The sequence below is a fragment of the Mesorhizobium sp. M0771 genome (genome assembly GCF_040320155.1).
In the GTDB taxonomy this organism is placed as follows: Bacteria; Pseudomonadota; Alphaproteobacteria; order Rhizobiales; family Rhizobiaceae; genus Mesorhizobium.
In genome coordinates this window covers 60186-75722 of record NZ_JAMYPC010000015.1, presented here as the reverse complement: position 1 = coordinate 75722, position 15537 = coordinate 60186, and the positions used below count along the sequence as shown (strand labels likewise).

Annotated in this window: 17 protein-coding genes; 8 read left to right on the top strand and 9 right to left on the bottom strand. The window is 63.8% G+C overall.

Going from position 1 to position 15537, the window contains the following annotated elements; translation table 11 throughout:
- The first annotated feature begins 53 nt into the window (after positions 1 to 53).
- The 6 genes from tesB (at position 54) to xth (ending at position 7786) form a co-directional block, all read left to right on the top strand.
- Positions 54 to 929, top strand: a complete 876-nt coding sequence (gene tesB / locus NKI05_RS21700) for an acyl-CoA thioesterase II (protein WP_023687727.1) — start codon at positions 54 to 56, stop codon at positions 927 to 929.
- Positions 930 to 1147: 218 nt separating this feature from the next.
- The gene (locus NKI05_RS21695; RefSeq protein ID WP_023670499.1) at positions 1148 to 1486 is read left to right on the top strand and encodes a P-II family nitrogen regulator; all 339 of its coding nucleotides are present in this window, start codon (positions 1148 to 1150) and stop codon (positions 1484 to 1486) included.
- A gap of 31 nt (positions 1487 to 1517) precedes the next feature.
- Positions 1518 to 2948, top strand: a complete 1431-nt coding sequence (locus NKI05_RS21690; RefSeq protein ID WP_023670498.1) for an ammonium transporter — start codon at positions 1518 to 1520, stop codon at positions 2946 to 2948.
- 346 nt (positions 2949 to 3294) lie between these two features.
- Positions 3295 to 5964, top strand: coding sequence for a DNA translocase FtsK (locus tag NKI05_RS21685; protein WP_023698379.1), 2670 nt, complete (start codon positions 3295 to 3297; stop codon positions 5962 to 5964).
- A 138-nt stretch (positions 5965 to 6102) separates the two neighbouring features.
- On the top strand, positions 6103 to 6783 hold the full coding sequence (locus NKI05_RS21680; RefSeq protein ID WP_023670496.1) for an outer-membrane lipoprotein carrier protein LolA: 681 nt from the start codon (positions 6103 to 6105) through the stop codon (positions 6781 to 6783).
- Between the two features lie 196 nt (positions 6784 to 6979).
- Positions 6980 to 7786: an exodeoxyribonuclease III gene (gene xth, locus NKI05_RS21675; protein ID WP_023670495.1), complete on the top strand. Its 807-nt coding sequence runs from the start codon at positions 6980 to 6982 to the stop codon at positions 7784 to 7786.
- A gap of 164 nt (positions 7787 to 7950) precedes the next feature.
- On the opposite strand, the gene NKI05_RS21670 is transcribed toward xth, so the two are convergent.
- Both NKI05_RS21670 and NKI05_RS21665 read right to left on the bottom strand, forming a co-directional pair.
- Positions 7951 to 8406: a cyclic nucleotide-binding domain-containing protein gene (locus NKI05_RS21670; RefSeq protein ID WP_023670494.1), complete on the bottom strand. Its 456-nt coding sequence runs from the start codon at positions 8404 to 8406 to the stop codon at positions 7951 to 7953.
- A 177-nt stretch (positions 8407 to 8583) separates the two neighbouring features.
- A complete protein-coding gene (locus NKI05_RS21665; RefSeq protein WP_023670493.1) occupies positions 8584 to 9267 on the bottom strand; it encodes a response regulator transcription factor in 684 nt (227 codons plus the stop codon).
- A 145-nt stretch (positions 9268 to 9412) separates the two neighbouring features.
- On the opposite strand from NKI05_RS21665, the gene NKI05_RS21660 reads away from it, so the two are divergent.
- Positions 9413 to 9949, top strand: coding sequence for a L,D-transpeptidase family protein (locus NKI05_RS21660; protein ID WP_196813612.1), 537 nt, complete (start codon positions 9413 to 9415; stop codon positions 9947 to 9949).
- 134 nt (positions 9950 to 10083) lie between these two features.
- On the opposite strand, the gene NKI05_RS21655 is transcribed toward NKI05_RS21660, so the two are convergent.
- Positions 10084 to 10323 carry a hypothetical protein gene (locus NKI05_RS21655; RefSeq protein WP_023670491.1) on the bottom strand — a complete coding sequence of 80 codons (240 nt, stop codon included), beginning with the start codon at positions 10321 to 10323 and terminating at the stop codon, positions 10084 to 10086.
- Between the two features lie 135 nt (positions 10324 to 10458).
- On the opposite strand from NKI05_RS21655, the gene gcvA reads away from it, so the two are divergent.
- Complete coding sequence (gcvA, locus tag NKI05_RS21650; RefSeq protein ID WP_023683901.1) at positions 10459 to 11379, top strand: transcriptional regulator GcvA; 921 nt, start codon at positions 10459 to 10461, stop codon at positions 11377 to 11379.
- Positions 11380 to 11394: 15 nt separating this feature from the next.
- Here the strand turns inward: gcvA and NKI05_RS21645 are convergent, their stop codons facing one another.
- From NKI05_RS21645 to tsaD, 6 genes are all read right to left on the bottom strand, one after another.
- Entirely contained in the window at positions 11395 to 11814 is a 420-nt protein-coding gene (locus NKI05_RS21645) for a DUF1761 domain-containing protein (protein ID WP_023815315.1), read from the bottom strand.
- A gap of 105 nt (positions 11815 to 11919) precedes the next feature.
- On the bottom strand, positions 11920 to 12618 hold the full coding sequence (locus tag NKI05_RS21640) for a class I SAM-dependent methyltransferase (protein WP_031205339.1): 699 nt from the start codon (positions 12616 to 12618) through the stop codon (positions 11920 to 11922).
- Positions 12573 to 12998, bottom strand: coding sequence for an EVE domain-containing protein (locus tag NKI05_RS21635; RefSeq protein WP_023752691.1), 426 nt, complete (start codon positions 12996 to 12998; stop codon positions 12573 to 12575). The genes NKI05_RS21640 and NKI05_RS21635 overlap by 46 nt, the downstream gene beginning before the upstream one ends.
- Positions 12999 to 13086: 88 nt before the next feature.
- Positions 13087 to 13383 carry a YciI-like protein gene (locus tag NKI05_RS21630; RefSeq protein WP_023670486.1) on the bottom strand — a complete coding sequence of 99 codons (297 nt, stop codon included), beginning with the start codon at positions 13381 to 13383 and terminating at the stop codon, positions 13087 to 13089.
- A gap of 24 nt (positions 13384 to 13407) precedes the next feature.
- Positions 13408 to 14424 (bottom strand): NAD(P)H-dependent glycerol-3-phosphate dehydrogenase, encoded by a 1017-nt coding sequence (locus NKI05_RS21625; RefSeq protein WP_023815313.1) that lies wholly within the window; start codon positions 14422 to 14424, stop codon positions 13408 to 13410.
- On the bottom strand, positions 14421 to 15506 hold the full coding sequence (tsaD, locus tag NKI05_RS21620; RefSeq protein ID WP_196813717.1) for a tRNA (adenosine(37)-N6)-threonylcarbamoyltransferase complex transferase subunit TsaD: 1086 nt from the start codon (positions 15504 to 15506) through the stop codon (positions 14421 to 14423). Before tsaD ends, NKI05_RS21625 begins: the two co-directional genes overlap by 4 nt.
- Positions 15507 to 15537 lie beyond the last annotated feature (31 nt).

Below are 15537 nucleotides of genomic sequence, written 5' to 3'. Positions count from 1 at the left end.
CCCGCCATTCCTGTCGGAAACCGCCATAGCATCTTACGGCGAGGTCACGAAGCATGACGGCGGCCATGGACGAGCTTCTCAGCATTCTCGACCTCGAGCAGCTGGAACACAATCTGTACCGTGGTCGCAGCCCCAAGCTCGACTGGCAGCGCGTTTTCGGCGGCCAGACCATCGCCCAGGCGCTGGTCGCCGCGCAGCGCACCGTCGAGCCCGAGCGCCACGTGCATTCGCTGCACGGCTATTTCATGCGGCCCGGCGACACCAAGGTGCCGATCGTCTACGAGGTCGACCGCATCCGCGATGGCGGCTCCTTCACCACGCGGCGCGTGGTGGCGATCCAGCACGGCCAGGCGATCTTTTCGCTGGAAGCCTCGTTCCAGCAGGACGAGGTTGGCCTTGAGCATCAGCTGCCGATGCCGCGCGACGTGCCGCCGCCCGACAGCCTGTTGTCGCAGCGCGAATTGCTGGGCAAGTTCGGCGAGGCGGTGCCGGACGGCATCAAGCGCTACTGGGAGCGTGACCGGCCGATCGAGATGAAGCCGGTGATGCTGAAGCATTACACCAGCCGCGAAAAGCTGGAGCCGCAGCAGAACATCTGGATCCGCACCACCGGCCCGGTGCCGGCCGACCGCGGCATCCAGGCGGCGGTGCTTGCTTACCTCTCCGACATGACGCTGCTCGACACCTCGACCTTTGCGCACGGCCGCGCCATTTTCGACCGCGACATCCAGGCGGCGAGCCTCGACCATGCGATGTGGTTCCATCGCAGCCATCCGCTCGATGACTGGATCCTGTACACGCAGGACAGCCCGTCGACGCAGGGGTCGCGCGGCTTCACCCGCGGCTCGCTGTTTGCCCGCGACGGCACCCTGATCGCCTCGGTTGCCCAGGAAGGCCTGATCCGGCTGAAGCGGCCGCCTGCGGAATAGGCATTTTCGAAAAATTGCCTACTTTTTAATCAGTGACTGTCCGTTGACAGTGCGCACCGTGGCGCCGGGACTCGAGCGATCCGTTTGTTTACAATGAGTTAACACCCTGCTTCGGCAACTGGCACGGAGCTTGAATCCTGTTGGGCACTCTCCGGGCTTTTTGGGATCGGTGAAGGTGTGCAAACGCGGGGGACCGCAACAGCAAAGGGTGAAACCTTATGAAAATCGTGATGGCAATCATCAAGCCGTTCAAGCTCGACGAGGTGCGCGAAGCGCTCACCGCCGTCGGCATCCAGGGCCTGACCGTCACCGAAGTCAAAGGCTACGGGCGTCAGAAGGGACACACGGAAATCTATCGCGGGGCGGAATACGCGGTCAGTTTCCTGCCGAAAATCAAGATCGAAGTCGCGGTTAGCACAGACCTGGTCGACAAGGCCGTCGAAGCCATCACGGCGGCGGCCAAGACCGGCCAGATCGGCGACGGCAAGATCTTCGTCTTCGGCATCGATCAGGCGGTGCGCATCCGTACCGGCGAAACAGACACCGACGCACTTTGAGCGGCGAACACGTATTCCAATGGAGAGTTCAATGAATATACCTTCCACCTTGAAGTCAGTGGCGCGCTCCGCGCTGCTGGGCTCCTTAGCGCTCGGAGCATTGGGCACGGTTGCTGCCTTCGCGCAGGAGGCGGCTCCCGCCGTCGCGGCGGCAGCGCCAGCAGCGCCGGCTTTTACCGTCGACAAGGGCGACACCACGTGGATGATGATTTCCACCGTGCTGGTGCTGTTGATGACCATTCCCGGCCTTGCGCTTTTCTACGGCGGCCTGGTTCGTACCAAGAACATGCTGTCGGTGCTGATGCAGGTCTTCACCATCACCAGCGTGGTCATGATCATCTGGGTCTTCTACGGCTACAGCCTCGCCTTCACCCCGGGCAACGCCTTCGTCGGCGGCCTTTCGAAGATGTTTCTCTCCGGCGTCAACGTATCAACGCTTTCGGAAACCTTCAGCAAGGGCGTCGCCATTCCTGAACTGGTGTTCGTCGTCTTCCAGATGACCTTCGCCTGCATCACGCCCGCCCTGATCGTCGGCGCATTCGCCGAACGCGTCAAATTCTCCGCCTTGATCCTTTTCGTTATCCTATGGGTGACGTTAATCTACTTCCCGATCGCGCACATGGTCTGGTTCTGGGGCGGCCCGAGCGCCTATGCCGACCCGTCCGGCCTGATCTTCAGCTTCGGCGCCATCGACTTCGCCGGCGGCACGGTCGTTCACATCAATGCGGGCATTGCCGGTCTCGTCGGCGCGCTGATGATCGGCAAGCGCATCGGCTACAAGAAGGACATCATGGCGCCGCACTCGATGACGCTGACCATGGTCGGCGCTTCATTGCTGTGGGTCGGCTGGTTCGGCTTCAACGCCGGTTCGAACCTCGAAGCGAACGCCTATGCGGTGCTGGCGATGATCAACACCTTCGTCGCCACGGCGGCGGCGGCAGTGGCCTGGATCGTGCTTGAATCGCTGCTGCGCGGCAAAGCCTCCATGCTCGGCGCTGTTTCGGGCGCGGTCACCGGCCTCGTCGCGATTACGCCGGCTGCAGGTTTTGCCGGCCCGATGGGCGCTATCGTGCTTGGCATCGTTGCCACCTTCGTCTGCTACTTCTTCGTCTCGGTGGTGAAGAACACGTTCGACTATGATGACAGCCTCGATGTCTTCGGCGTCCACTGCGTCGGTGGCATCATCGGTGCGCTAGGCACTGGCATTCTGGTCAATCCCGCCCTCGGCGGCGCCGGCATCGTCGACTATTCGACGGCCGACTTCGCCGCCGGCTATGCCGGCACGGCCACGCAGCTCCTGGCGCAGGGCAAAGGCGTCCTGGTAACCCTGCTGTGGTCGGGCATCGGCAGCGCAATCCTCTACAAGGTCGTCGACTTGATCATCGGTCTGCGTCCGACAGCCGACGCCGAGCGCGAAGGCCTCGACCTGACTTCGCATGGCGAAGCGGCCTACCACTCGTAAGCCTTGCGGAGCGGCTCGGCCGCCCCGCATTCTCCCATCCCGTCGTGACGCTCCCGAAAGGAGTTCACGCTTTGAGGCCCGGGTCATTCCGGGCCTCTCTTTTTGGCAACCGTGCTGGCAGGTCTCGGTCCCTGCGCAATCACGTTCTAGTGATGGCCGCCAGCGGGGAGACGTCGACCGGATTGGTTCCGGACTGTTGAGACTGCCTACAGTGGAGTGAGCAAGATCGTGGCTCCGGCTGCCGTATAGTTAATGCGGCCTTAACCTTCCCCCCGATAGTCTGACATCCGAATCTGCCGGAGTGCGTCATGCGCCCGGCCAGTCCATGACAGACGGGGAACGAAGCATGCGTTCAGGGGCTTCAGCACCGCTCGCGCTGACCGATACGGGGCACGGCATCCAGGCATTCGCGCGGCGCCAGGTCGGGCGGCTGGTCGGCGCCGGCCTGTTTGCGCTGGTCGCCTTTGGCGTCGCGGCGCTGGCGACCTGGAACGTCGCCGATCCCAGCTTCTCGCACGCCACCGACAACATCGTCACCAACGCCATGGGTTATGCGGGCGCGGTATTCTCCGACCTCGCCATGCAGTTCTTCGGCCTTGCCGCGGTCGCCGCCCTGGTGCCGGCGGTGATCTGGGGCTTTCTCCTGTTTTCGGCGCGCGGCGTCGACAGGCTGCCGAAGCGCGGCCTTGCCTGGTTCGGCTTCGCGCTGCTCGCGGCGGCGATGGCCGGCTGCGTGGTGCCGCCCAAGACGTGGCCGTTGCCGACCGGCCTCGGCGGGGTGTTCGGCGACATGGTGCTCAATATTCCGGGCGTGGTCATTGGCGGCTACCCGACCGGCATCGTTGCCAGCATCATTGCCATGGTGCTCATTGCGCCGGCGCTGTGGCTGTTTGCCTATGGCTCGGCGCTGATTGCGCGCAAGAACGGCTTTGCCGTCATGGAGCGCACCGCGGAGCCCGATCCCCGAGAGGACGACCTGCTCTTCGACGAAGACGAGGACGAGGGCGACGAGGGGATACTGGCGCTCGGCGCCGTTACCCACTGGTGGCTGTCTTTCCGCGCCTGGATGCATCGCCGGGCTGTGCGCCGCCAGCAGGAGCGCGACGAGTTCGAGCCGGAGATGGAGCAGCGCTCCACCGCATGGCGCCGCGCCGCCGAACGGGTCGAATCGGCGGAATTCGCCGAAGCGCGGATGAGCCCGGATGGCCGCGCCCGCGTCGAGCCGGAGTTCTTCGCCGCCATGGTCAATGACCGCAGCGTTTCCGTCGATCCGGACGATGACGACGTCCTCGATGCCGGTTTCGACAATGGCGACGAGGAGGTCGAACTCGACGACGAGCCGGTCCAGCGCCGTGCCGCGACGAACGCCAAGGTGCAGAACTTCCGCTCCGATGCAGCGACCCGCGTCGCCGCACCTGCGCCGCGTCCCGCTCCGGGCGCGCGCGTCCAGCGCGAGGCGCAGACCTCGCTGATTGGCTCGGAAACATTCGAAATGCCGTCGCTGCATTTCCTGTCGGAGCCGAAGAACGTGGTGCGCGACGCCAGCCTGTCCAAGGACGCGCTGGAGCAGAATGCGCGCCTGCTCGAAGGCGTTCTGGAGGATTTCGGCGTCAAGGGCGAGATCATCGCGGTGCGGCCCGGCCCCGTCGTCACGCTCTATGAGCTGGAGCCGGCGCCCGGCATCAAATCGTCGCGCGTCATCGGCCTGTCCGACGACATCGCCCGCTCGATGAGCGCGATTGCCTGCCGCGTCGCCGTGGTGCCCGGCCGCAACGCCATCGGCATCGAATTGCCGAATGCCAAGCGCGAGACCGTCTATCTCCGGGAGATCCTGGCCAGCCGCGATTTCGAGACGACCAAGTCCAAGCTGGCGCTGGCGCTGGGCAAGACCATCAATGGTGAGGCGGTGATCGTCGACATCGCCAAGATGCCGCATGTGCTGGTCGCCGGCACCACCGGCTCCGGCAAGTCCGTCGCCATCAACACCATGATCCTGTCGCTGCTCTACAAGCTGACGCCGCAGGACTGCCGGCTGATCATGATCGACCCGAAGATGCTGGAACTTTCGGTCTATGACGGCATCCCGCACCTTCTGACGCCGGTGGTCACCGACCCGAAGAAGGCGGTGGTGGCGTTGAAATGGACCGTGCGCGAGATGGAGGACCGCTACCGCAAGATGTCCAAGGTCGGCGTGCGCAACATCGACGGCTTCAACGCGCGCGTGCAGTTGGCTGAAAAGAAGGGCGAAAAAATCTCGCGCACCGTGCAGACCGGCTTCGACCGCCAGACCGGCGAGGCGATCTACGAGACCGAGAACCTCGATCTCGAGCCAATGCCCTACATAGTGGTCATCATCGACGAGATGGCCGATTTGATGATGGTCGCCGGCAAGGACATCGAAGGCGCGGTGCAGCGCCTGGCACAAATGGCGCGCGCGGCCGGCATCCATGTCATCATGGCGACGCAGCGTCCGTCGGTCGACGTCATCACCGGCACCATCAAGGCCAATTTCCCGACCCGTATCTCCTTCCAGGTGACGTCGAAGATCGACAGCCGCACCATTCTGGGCGAGCAGGGCGCCGAGCAGCTGCTCGGCATGGGCGACATGCTGTACATGGCCGGAGGCGGCCGCATCCAGCGCGTGCACGGCCCGTTCGTCGCCGACGACGAGGTCGAGAAGATCGTCGCCCATCTGAAGCTGCAGGGCGTGCCCGAATATCTCGACGCCATCACCGAGGATGACGGCGAGGACGATGACGAGCCGTCGGGCAAGGGCGGCGCTGGCGGTGGCGGCAACAGCAATTTCGAGGATTCCGACGATCCCTACGACCAGGCGGTCTCGGTCGTGCTGCGCGACGGCAAGGCGTCGACCAGCTATATCCAGCGCCGGCTCGGCATCGGCTACAACCGCGCCGCCTCGATCATCGAGAAGATGGAGAAGGAAGGCATTGTCGGCCCGGCCAACCATGCCGGCAAACGCGAAATCCTGGTGCCGACCGAGGACGACAAGTTCTGATCAGCCGATACGGCCCGGCGGCAACCTTGAACCTTTTGGCGCGTTACAGCGACTGAGCGCTGTCCGGCCCGCCAAACTTAAGTCTAACTGGGGGTCCACGGACTGCAACGAGACACACACCACACGAGAGTGACCGGCATGAAAAACGATCTTTCCGCGATCAGCGATTTCGCTCCAAACCGTCGCCAGTTGCTCGGCCTTGGCCTGATGCTTGCCGGCGCCGCGGCCATCAACGTCGTGCCGGGGTTCCAGCTCCTGGCCTCGGCGCAGGCGGCGGTGCCGCCGACGGCGCAAAAGATCGCCGACCATTTCTCCTCGGTCAAATCGATGAGCGGCGAGTTCGTCCAGTTCGGCCCCAACAACCAGCAGACCGGCGGCAAGTTCTTCCTTGAGCGGCCAGGCAAGATTCGCTTCAACTATGACGGCAAGTCGAATTTCCGGGTGATTTCCGACGGCAAGTCGGTGGTCATCCTCAACAAGCGGCTGAAAACGTCCGATCTCTATCCGTTGTCGAAGACGCCGCTGAAGCTGTTGCTCGACACCAAGATCGACCTCTCGGGGGGCCGCGTGAAATCGATCAAGGAAGAGAGCGACCTCACCACCATCCAGCTTGCCGACAAGTCGGTGTTCGGCAATTCGAAGATCACTATGATGTTCGATCCGAAATCCTATGATCTGCGCCAGTGGACCATCACCGACGCGCAGGGCAAGGACACCACGGTGATGATCTACAACACCAAGGAAGGCGTCAGCTTCCCTGCGGACACCTTTGCCATCGACTATGCGGCGAACCGCGAGCTGAACACCAACCAGCGCTAGATGCGGTGAGGCCGGCCTGCCAATGGCGATCTCCTGCGCTTCCGGTGCTCACGTGGTTTAAGTACGCTCCGCTCCGGTTCTCGGAGACCGCCATTCGACTCGGCCTGACCTGAATCAGAGCCGCCGCCCGCAAAGGCTGGCTTGTGTTTGTGGCGCTAGGCTGGCAGTAGATCGGCGACCTTGTTCGGACCGCCGCATGCCCTTCTCCATCGCCACCTGGAACATCAACTCCGTGCGCCTGCGCATGCCGATCGTCGAGCGGCTGCTGACGGAGCAGGCGCCCGATGTGCTTTGCCTGCAGGAGACGAAGGTTCCCGACGAGCTGTTTCCGGAAAAGGCGTTCCGCAAGGCCGGCTACGAGCACATCGCATTCCATGGCCAGAAGGGCTATCACGGCGTTGCGACGGTGGCGCGGCGGCCGATCGAGATTGTCGAGAAACGGCGCTTCTGCGAGATCGATGACAGCCGGCATCTGTCGGTCAAGGTGCAGGCCGGCGGCAAGGCAATCCTGGTCCACAATTTCTACGTGCCGGCCGGCGGCGACGAGCCCGATCCGGAGATCAACCGCAAGTTCCGCCACAAGCTCGATTTCGTTGCCGAGATGAACGCCATCCGCGCCGCGCATGACGAGGTGTCGGCCTCGATCCTGGTCGGCGACCTCAACATCGCTCCGCAGGAGCACGATGTCTGGTCGCACAAGCAATTGCTCAACGTCGTCAGCCACACGCCGGTCGAGACGCAAAATTTCGACGCGATGCGGATCGCCGGCGACTGGGTCGACCTGATGCGGCTCGACGTGCCGCCAGAGCAGAAGCTCTACACCTGGTGGAGCTATCGCGCGCGGGACTGGGAAGCCTCGAACCGCGGCCGCCGGCTCGACCATGTCTGGTCGTCACCGAACCTGGTGCCGAGCTTTGCCGGCTATGAGATCCTGCGAGAGGCGCGTGGCTGGGAGCGGCCCTCGGACCATGTGCCGGTGATTGCGCGGTTCGACCTGGATTAGGCGGGCCGATATTCAGGTGAGGCCGGCCTGCAAATGGCCGATACCTGCGCTTCCGGTGCTCGCGTACTTTGAGTACGCTCCGCTCCGGTTCTCGGTATCAGCCATTTTCGACTCGGCCTGACCTGAATCTCGACACACCCAAGCGTGAGCGCGGTCGCGGGGACCTACCCGCCAAACCTTGGGGCCAGCTTCTCGATGCGGGCGATCATGGCCTGGAAATCATCGAGGATGCGCTGGTGCAGTTTCACCGCCACCTCGGGATATTCCTCCAGGATGCGGCGAAACATCTTGCGGCTCAACCTTATCACTTCCGAATCGGTCTCGGCCGAGGCGCTGGTCAGCCGTCTTGAGTCGGCGATCAGCGCCAGTTCGCTGAGGATCGTGCCGGGGCCGGCGGTGCCGATCGGGATGCGGTCGCCATCATGCTCCCGGTAGAGCACGATGCGGCCACTGACCACGATATAGGCCGAGTCGGCTTCGTCATCCTCGCGGTACAGCTTGCGGTCGGCCTGCAGATGGGTGGCTTCGGCGCCGAAGGCGAGCAGGCGCAGCTGTTCCTGCGTGAAACCCTCAAAGAGCTTCACGGCGGACAGGATGCGGATGTCGTCATCCAGCGCCATCTCTAGCTGCGTCCCCGAACGGTCAGTCCAATCCCTCCCTTAGAGCGCCGCGCGTCCAATTGAACGCGCAAAGGACGCTCTAACACTTCAATCTGCGCAGCGGGCCGATCCAGGCTCCCCCAGCCGGATCCTCCCCGAAACAGTCCCGCCCCGACCGCCTATTGAACAATGAAAAGTTTAAGGAACCAGCTTGTAGCCGCCGCTTTCTGTCACAAGAATTTCAGCATTGGAAGGATCGCGCTCGATCTTCTGGCGCAGCCGGTAGACGTGAGTTTCGAGCGTGTGCGTGGTGACGCCGGAATTGTAGCCCCACACTTCCTCGAGCAGGACGTCGCGCGTGACCACCTTCTGGTCGGCTCGATAGAGATATTTGATGATCGAGGCTTCCTTCTCGGTCAGCCGCACCTTGCCGCCGCGCTGGTCGATCAGAAGCTTCTGGCTGGGCTTGAACGTGTAGGGCCCGACCGAAAAGGTGGCGTCCTCGCTCTGCTCGTGCTGGCGCAGTTGTGCGCGTATGCGGGCGAGCAGCACGGCGAAGCGGAACGGCTTGGTGACATAGTCGTTGGCGCCCGCCTCGAGGCCCAGAATCGTGTCGGAATCGGTATCGTGGCCGGTCAGCATGATGATCGGCGCCTTGTAGCCGCCCTTGCGCAGGATCTTCACCGCCTCGCGGCCATCCATGTCGGGCAGCCCGACATCCATGATGAGTAGGTCGATGAGCCCGCCGCGCGCCGCGGCGACGCCTTTGGCGGCGGTCGCTTCCTGCAAGACGTCGAATTCTTCGTAAAGGGCCAGTTGCTCGACGAGGGTTCCGCGCAGGTCGTCATCGTCGTCAACGATCAGAATGGTACGTGATGTCATGGATCAATCCATTGTTTTGAAAAGAATTTTCAGTTGACCGCCCCCCATTTATGCGGAAGCTGACCGGCGCAACAGTCCGATCACAGTGATTTGTTCCGTGACACGATCATACAAGAAAAAACGCGATCGCAATGCAGCCGGCGCAATTTTGCCGAAAGGGCTGCGTGTGCTGGTGGTTCGGGCGAGGCCGGGCAACCCCAGCCAGGGGATATTGCAGGCCGGCAGCAAGGTGTTTGCCTGCGCGCTCGGACGCGGCGGCATCTCAGCCAACAAGCGCGAAGGCGACGGTGCGACGCCGCTTGGCGAGATGCGGATTTTGTCAGGATATTTTCGGGGCGATCATTTCGCGGCCGGCCGCAAAACCCGGCTGGCGATGGCGCCGATCGGCGCCGATCTCGGCTGGTGCGAGGTGCCGGACGACCGCAACTACAACCGGCCGGTGAAAATCCCCTATGGCGCCAGCCATGAGCGAATGCGGCGCGACGACCGCCTCTATGACGCCTGCCTGGTGCTCGACTGGAACATGGCGCCGCGCCGGCGCGGCCGTGGCAGCGCCATCTTCTTCCATCTGGCGCGCCCAGGCTTCACACCGACGCAAGGCTGCGTGGCGGTGACAGCGCGGACAATGGCGCGGCTGTTGCCGCTGGTGTCGGACCGGACGGTGGTGAGGGTGGTGAGGTAGGGAGTAGGGAGTAGGGAGTAGGGAGTAGGGAGTAGGGAGTAGGGAGTAGGGAGTAGGGAGTAGGGAGTAGGGAGTAGGATGGTCTCGGCGTCGTTTCAATCCTTCACTACTCACTACTCACTACTCACCATTGCCTAACGCCTTCTCGGCTTCTGCCACCCAGTGTCCAGCAATCCAAGCCGGCCGAGTTCCCGGTCCACGGCCCGCGTCACGTCCTTGCGCTGCGCGCCGACGTCGCGCAACTGGCGATCCGACAGATCCTCCACGTCCTGGCGCGGCAGGTTGATGGCGACTTTCGCCTGGCGAAGCCAGTCCGTTACGGCATGCAACCAGTTCGAGCGAGCTGCTGGCGAGTTCAAAACGAAGATGGACATGATGCGCTCCCGTGTTCCGCCGGATATCAAATCCGGCTTGATGGTGTTTCGATGGATGCATCATGCCGCATTGAAATCCATGAGAGAAACGAGTAGTTCTTTTCGGATCGTCAAGTTTTATTTGAGGATACGTTGATGTCCCGTCTGTTGCCCGGAACGCGCGCGCTGAGGACTCTGGAAGCCGCCGCCCGCCACCTCAATTTCACCCGCGCTGCCGACGAGCTCGGGCTGACGCCGGCGGCGGTCAGCCATCAGATCAAGGAAATCGAGGATCAGCTCGGGCTGGTGCTGTTCACGCGAACCAGTCGTACCATCCGGTTGACCGAGGCAGGTACGGTGCTGTTCGAGGCCTCGATCGATGCGCTCGACCTGCTCAACCGGGCGGTGTCGCGGGCGCGCAAGCTGACGCGCGGCACGGCATTGCTGAAGGTAACGCTCGACGCGCAATTCGCGTCAAAATGGCTGATGCGGCGCGTCGACGATTTTCGCAAACTTCAGCCCAGTATCGAACTGAGGTTCGACATCGGCTACGAAGTGCGCGATTTCGAACTCGACGACGTCGATGTCGGCATCCGGTTCGGGGTCGGCAAGTATCCGGGGCTTCGCGCCCATCGCCTGTTCGACAACATCCTCATTCCGGTGTGCAGCCCGAGCCTGCTGACCTCCGGCCCGCCGCTGCGCGAACCGCGCGACCTCTTCAACCACACGCTTGCCCATATCGAATGGTCGCGCCAAGGCGTGACATGGCCGAACTGGCGCATGTGGATGGCGGCGGCCGGCATCAACGATTTCGACGACAGTCGGACTATCGTGTTTGGAACCTCTACCGATGCCGTGCAGGCGGCGCTCGACGGCAATGCCGTGGCGCTCGCCGAGTTCGCCATGGTGGCAAACGACCTTTCCCAGGGAAGGCTGGTGCAGCCCTTTGAACTCGGTCTGCGCGTGGGGCCGGAGTTCGGCTACTTCCTGGTCTATCCCGAGAGCACTGCCAACGATCCGCGCATCATCGCTTTCCGTGAATGGATCCTCGACGAAGTCGCCAGGACGCAGACCTGACGACTTCTGCAGGCCTCAGCCGGCGACCGGCGTCCCGAACCAGCCGATCACCGCGCCGATGATCAACAGCACGCCGAGCCAGTGGCCGCCGTCGATCAGGGTCAGGTCCCAGCCGAAATTCTCATAGCGATGGTTGGCCGTCAGCGTCGTGGCAACGAAACCCAGCCAGAGGACGAAGCCGAAGACCAGCCCTACGACAAGGACCGGCTCGCCGCCCGTCATCGCGCCGACGACCAAGGCCAAGACCAGCGCCATGATCAGCTCGGCGATGAAGGAGATGATGAAGGGCAATATCGATTTCTTTGACGTTGACGGATCGATCCTGGCCGCCCTCATCCAAGGCTTGCTGAGGACCGTGTACCAGACCGCGCCAAACAGCCACGCCGCGACGGCCGCGACAACCACCGCCAGCCAGTTCACCACTGAAAAATCCATAAAGCCCTCCCCTCAAGCATGCCGCCCAAAGCCTGACGGTTCTGGGATAACGACATGCGTATTCTTCAAATCAATGCGCGATGGAACGCCTGTTCGGCAATGCCGTCAAGCGAAGCGCCACACCGTGGTGCGCTTGACCAGGGCGTCCTCCAGCGCCCGCGTCACCGCCACTTCGTAGACGGCGAGCGGCTCCAGTCCCGCCTTCGGCATGTAGGAGCGGCCCGGATCGCCGACGAGGATGTCAGCGCCGCGCGCCTTCAGTGTCGAAAACCACGGCATCAGCGTGTCGGCGAAGGATTTGTCGTAGAAGACGTCGCCGGCCAGCACCACGTCCCAGCCGGCGTCGGTGCCGATGCAGTCCGTGCCGCAAAAGTCGATGGCAACGCCATTGGCCTCTGCGTTGAGGCGGATCGCCGTTTCGCAGAACGGGTCGATGTCGGCGGCGATCACCTGCGCCGCACCCGCCTTGGCGGCGGCGATGGCGACAAGGCCGGAGCCGGAGGCGAAGTCGAGCACGCGTTTGCCCCGCACATCCGACGGATTGTCCAGCACGTAACGGGCAAGGCCCTGACCGCCGGCCCAGGCAAAGGCCCAGAACGGCGGCGGCAGGCCGATTTCAATCAGCTCGTTCTCCGTGCGCTGCCAGAGGTCATGCGCTTCGTCGGCAAGATTGAGGACAATCTCCGGCACATGCGGCGGCGACATAAGCGCCGTGTTGTCGAGAATGAACTTTTTCGCGCTGTTCGGCGTGAGGACCGTCACGGAGCCGGCGTCAGGCCGCCCATGCGGCAGACTTCCTTCCATTCGGCCGGCGTCACCGGCTGTACGGAAAGCCGTCCAAGCCGCACCAGCGCCATCTCGGCAAGCTTCGGATTGGCCTTGACCTGCTCCAGCGTCGGCGGGTCCGGCACGTCCTTGAAGGCGCGGATGTCGACGCATTCCCAGCGCGGATCGTCGGTGGTGCTGTCGGGATGGGCAAGCCCGCAGACTTCGGCAATGCCGACGACGTTCAGCCCTTCATTGGAGTGATAGAAGAAGCCGAGATCGCCGATCTGCATCGCCTTCATGTTGTTGCGCGCTGCATAGTTGCGCACGCCGTCCCACTGCGTGCCGGCCTTGCCCTTGGCCTTCAGCGCCTCGAAGGAGAAGACCGAAGGTTCGGATTTGAACAGCCAGTAGTTCATGTCTTTGCTCCAACTACTATTTTTTGCGCAATTCCGGACGGAAAACCGTTCCACACTTTTCCTGGGATCGCTCTAGGCGCCGTCGGAACTAACTAGCCGCCGGCTTGTTGAAGGTCCAGTTCCACTGGCGGATTTCGACACTTTCGAACAGCCCGGCCTTGGCATAGGGGTCGGCAGCCGACAGCGCCTGCGCACCGGCGAGATCGGGCGCTTCGACGACGACGAGGCTGCCATTGGGCTTGCCCTCGGCGTCGAGGAACGGGCCGGCAAAGGCCAGTTTGTTGTCGGCGTTCAGGCCTTCGAGAAAGGCGACGTGGACCGGCCGCGTGTCGACCCGCACCTGCAGGCTGCCGGGCTTGTCCTTGCAAATCAACGCAAACAGCATGTTAAACTCCGGTTTGTTAGGGGATCAGAGGTCGGTTTCGGTCTTCAGGGGTCGCGTCATCAGCGCGGACACAGCCTGCCGAATGGTGATCGTGCCGTCCAGTATCGCCGACACCGCAGCGATGATCGGCGCGTCGATGTCGCGCTCGGTGGCGATGCGGGCGGCGATCGCCGCCGTCGGCACGCCTTCGGCGAGCGGCAGTCCGGCCAAGGGCTTGCCTTGCCCCAGCGCCAGCCCATAGGCGAAATTGCGCGACTGGGCCGAAGAGCAGGTGAGCAAAAGGTCGCCGAGGCCGGAAAGCCCCATCAGCGTCTCCGGCTTGGCGCCGAAGGACGCGCCGATGCGGCGCAGTTCGACGAAGCCGCGCGTCACCATGGCGGCCTGCGCGCTGGCGCCGAGCCCGGCGCCGGTGACGGCGCCAGCGGCAATGGCGAAGACATTCTTCAAAGCGCCGCCGATCTCGACGCCGATCAAATCGTCGCTGGAATAGCAGCGCAGATTCTGCGCCGAAAAGCGCGCGGCAAGCTCGGCCGCCAAGGCGTCGTCGCGTGCAGCAACCACGACAGCGGTCGGCAGACCCCTGGCGACGTCGGCGGCAAAGCTCGGACCGGACAGGGCCGAAACCGGAGCTTCGGGCAGAATGTCACCAACGATCGCCGACAGCAGCGCGCCGGTGTCGCGCTCGATGCCCTTGGCGCAGAGAACGAGCGGGATGCCTTTCGGCATATGGGGCTTCGCCGTCGTCAGCATGGCGCGCAGCGCCTGCGCCGGCGCTACGGCCAGCGCGCAATCGGCATCAGTCAGGGCAGTGCCGATATCGCTGGTCGCCGCAATGCCTGTTTCAATGGCGATGCCGGGGAGATAACGCGGGTTCTCGCCGCGGCGGATCGCGGAAACCGTCTCTTCGTCGCGGGCGTAGAGCCGCACATCGTGACCGGAGCGCAGCATCGCCAGCGCCAGCGCCGTGCCCCAGGCGCCGCCGCCAAGCACGGCGACGCGCCAGCCGGTCTTGTCCCTGCCGCTTGTCTTGCTGGCGCTCATGCTTTCGCTCCACGCCGGCCGGAGCCGACCATCGGCGCCGAAATGCTGTCCAGCGGCCAGCGCGAACGCGGCACGAAATCGAAGCCGTTCTCTTGCGACAGGCCTGCCCGCAACCGCTCGATCCCGGCCCAGGCGATCATCGCCGCGTTGTCGGTGCACAGTTTGAGCGGCGGCGCGACAAAGGCGAAGCCGGCCTCGGCGCACTGCTTCTGCAGCGTCGCCTTGATCGCTCTGTTGGCGGCGACGCCACCGGCAACGACCAGCGCCGGCTCGGCCTTGTCCGGAAATTCGTCGCGGAAGCGGGCCAGCGCGCGGGCCACGCGGTCGCCAAGTGCGTCGGCTACCGCCGCCTGGAACGAGGCGCAGATGTCGGCGACATCCTGCTCGCTTAGCGGCTGGATGGCGGTCGCCGCCTGGCGCACGGCGGTCTTGAGGCCGGAGAAGGAGAAATCGGGCTGCGCCGAGCCCCTCATCGGCCGCGGAAAGGCAAAGCGCGTCGCATCGCCCGACATTGCCGCCTTTTCGACGTTCGGGCCGCCGGGATAGGGCAGGCCGAGCATTTTGGCCGTCTTGTCGAAAGCTTCGCCGAGCGCGTCGTCGATGGTCGTCGCCCAGCGCTGGTAGTCGCCGACGCCGCGCACGGCGACGATCTGGGTGTGGCCGCCGGAAACCAGCAGCAGCAAATAGGGAAAGTCGAGCCCGTCGGTCAGCCTTGCGGTCAGTGCGTGGCCTTCGAGATGGTTGATGGCGATCAGCGGCTTGCCGGCGGCCGCTGCAATCGCCTTGGCCGTCATCAGGCCGACGATCAGCCCGCCGACCAGGCCGGGGCCCGCAGTGGCGGCAATGGCGTCGATGTCGGCCAGGGCTACGCCCGAATCCGCAAGAGCGGCCTCGACAATGCCGTCCAGCGCCTCGACATGGGCACGCGCGGCGATCTCCGGCACGACGCCGCCGAAGGCGGCGTGCTCCTCGATCTGGCTGAGCACGATGTTGGACGCAATCACCGGCACGGAATCGCCGTCCAGCGTCACCACGCTGGCGGCGGTCTCGTCGCAACTCGTCTCAATGCCCAGAACGCGGATCAATTCGTCGCTGTCTCCAGAGATTGTATCG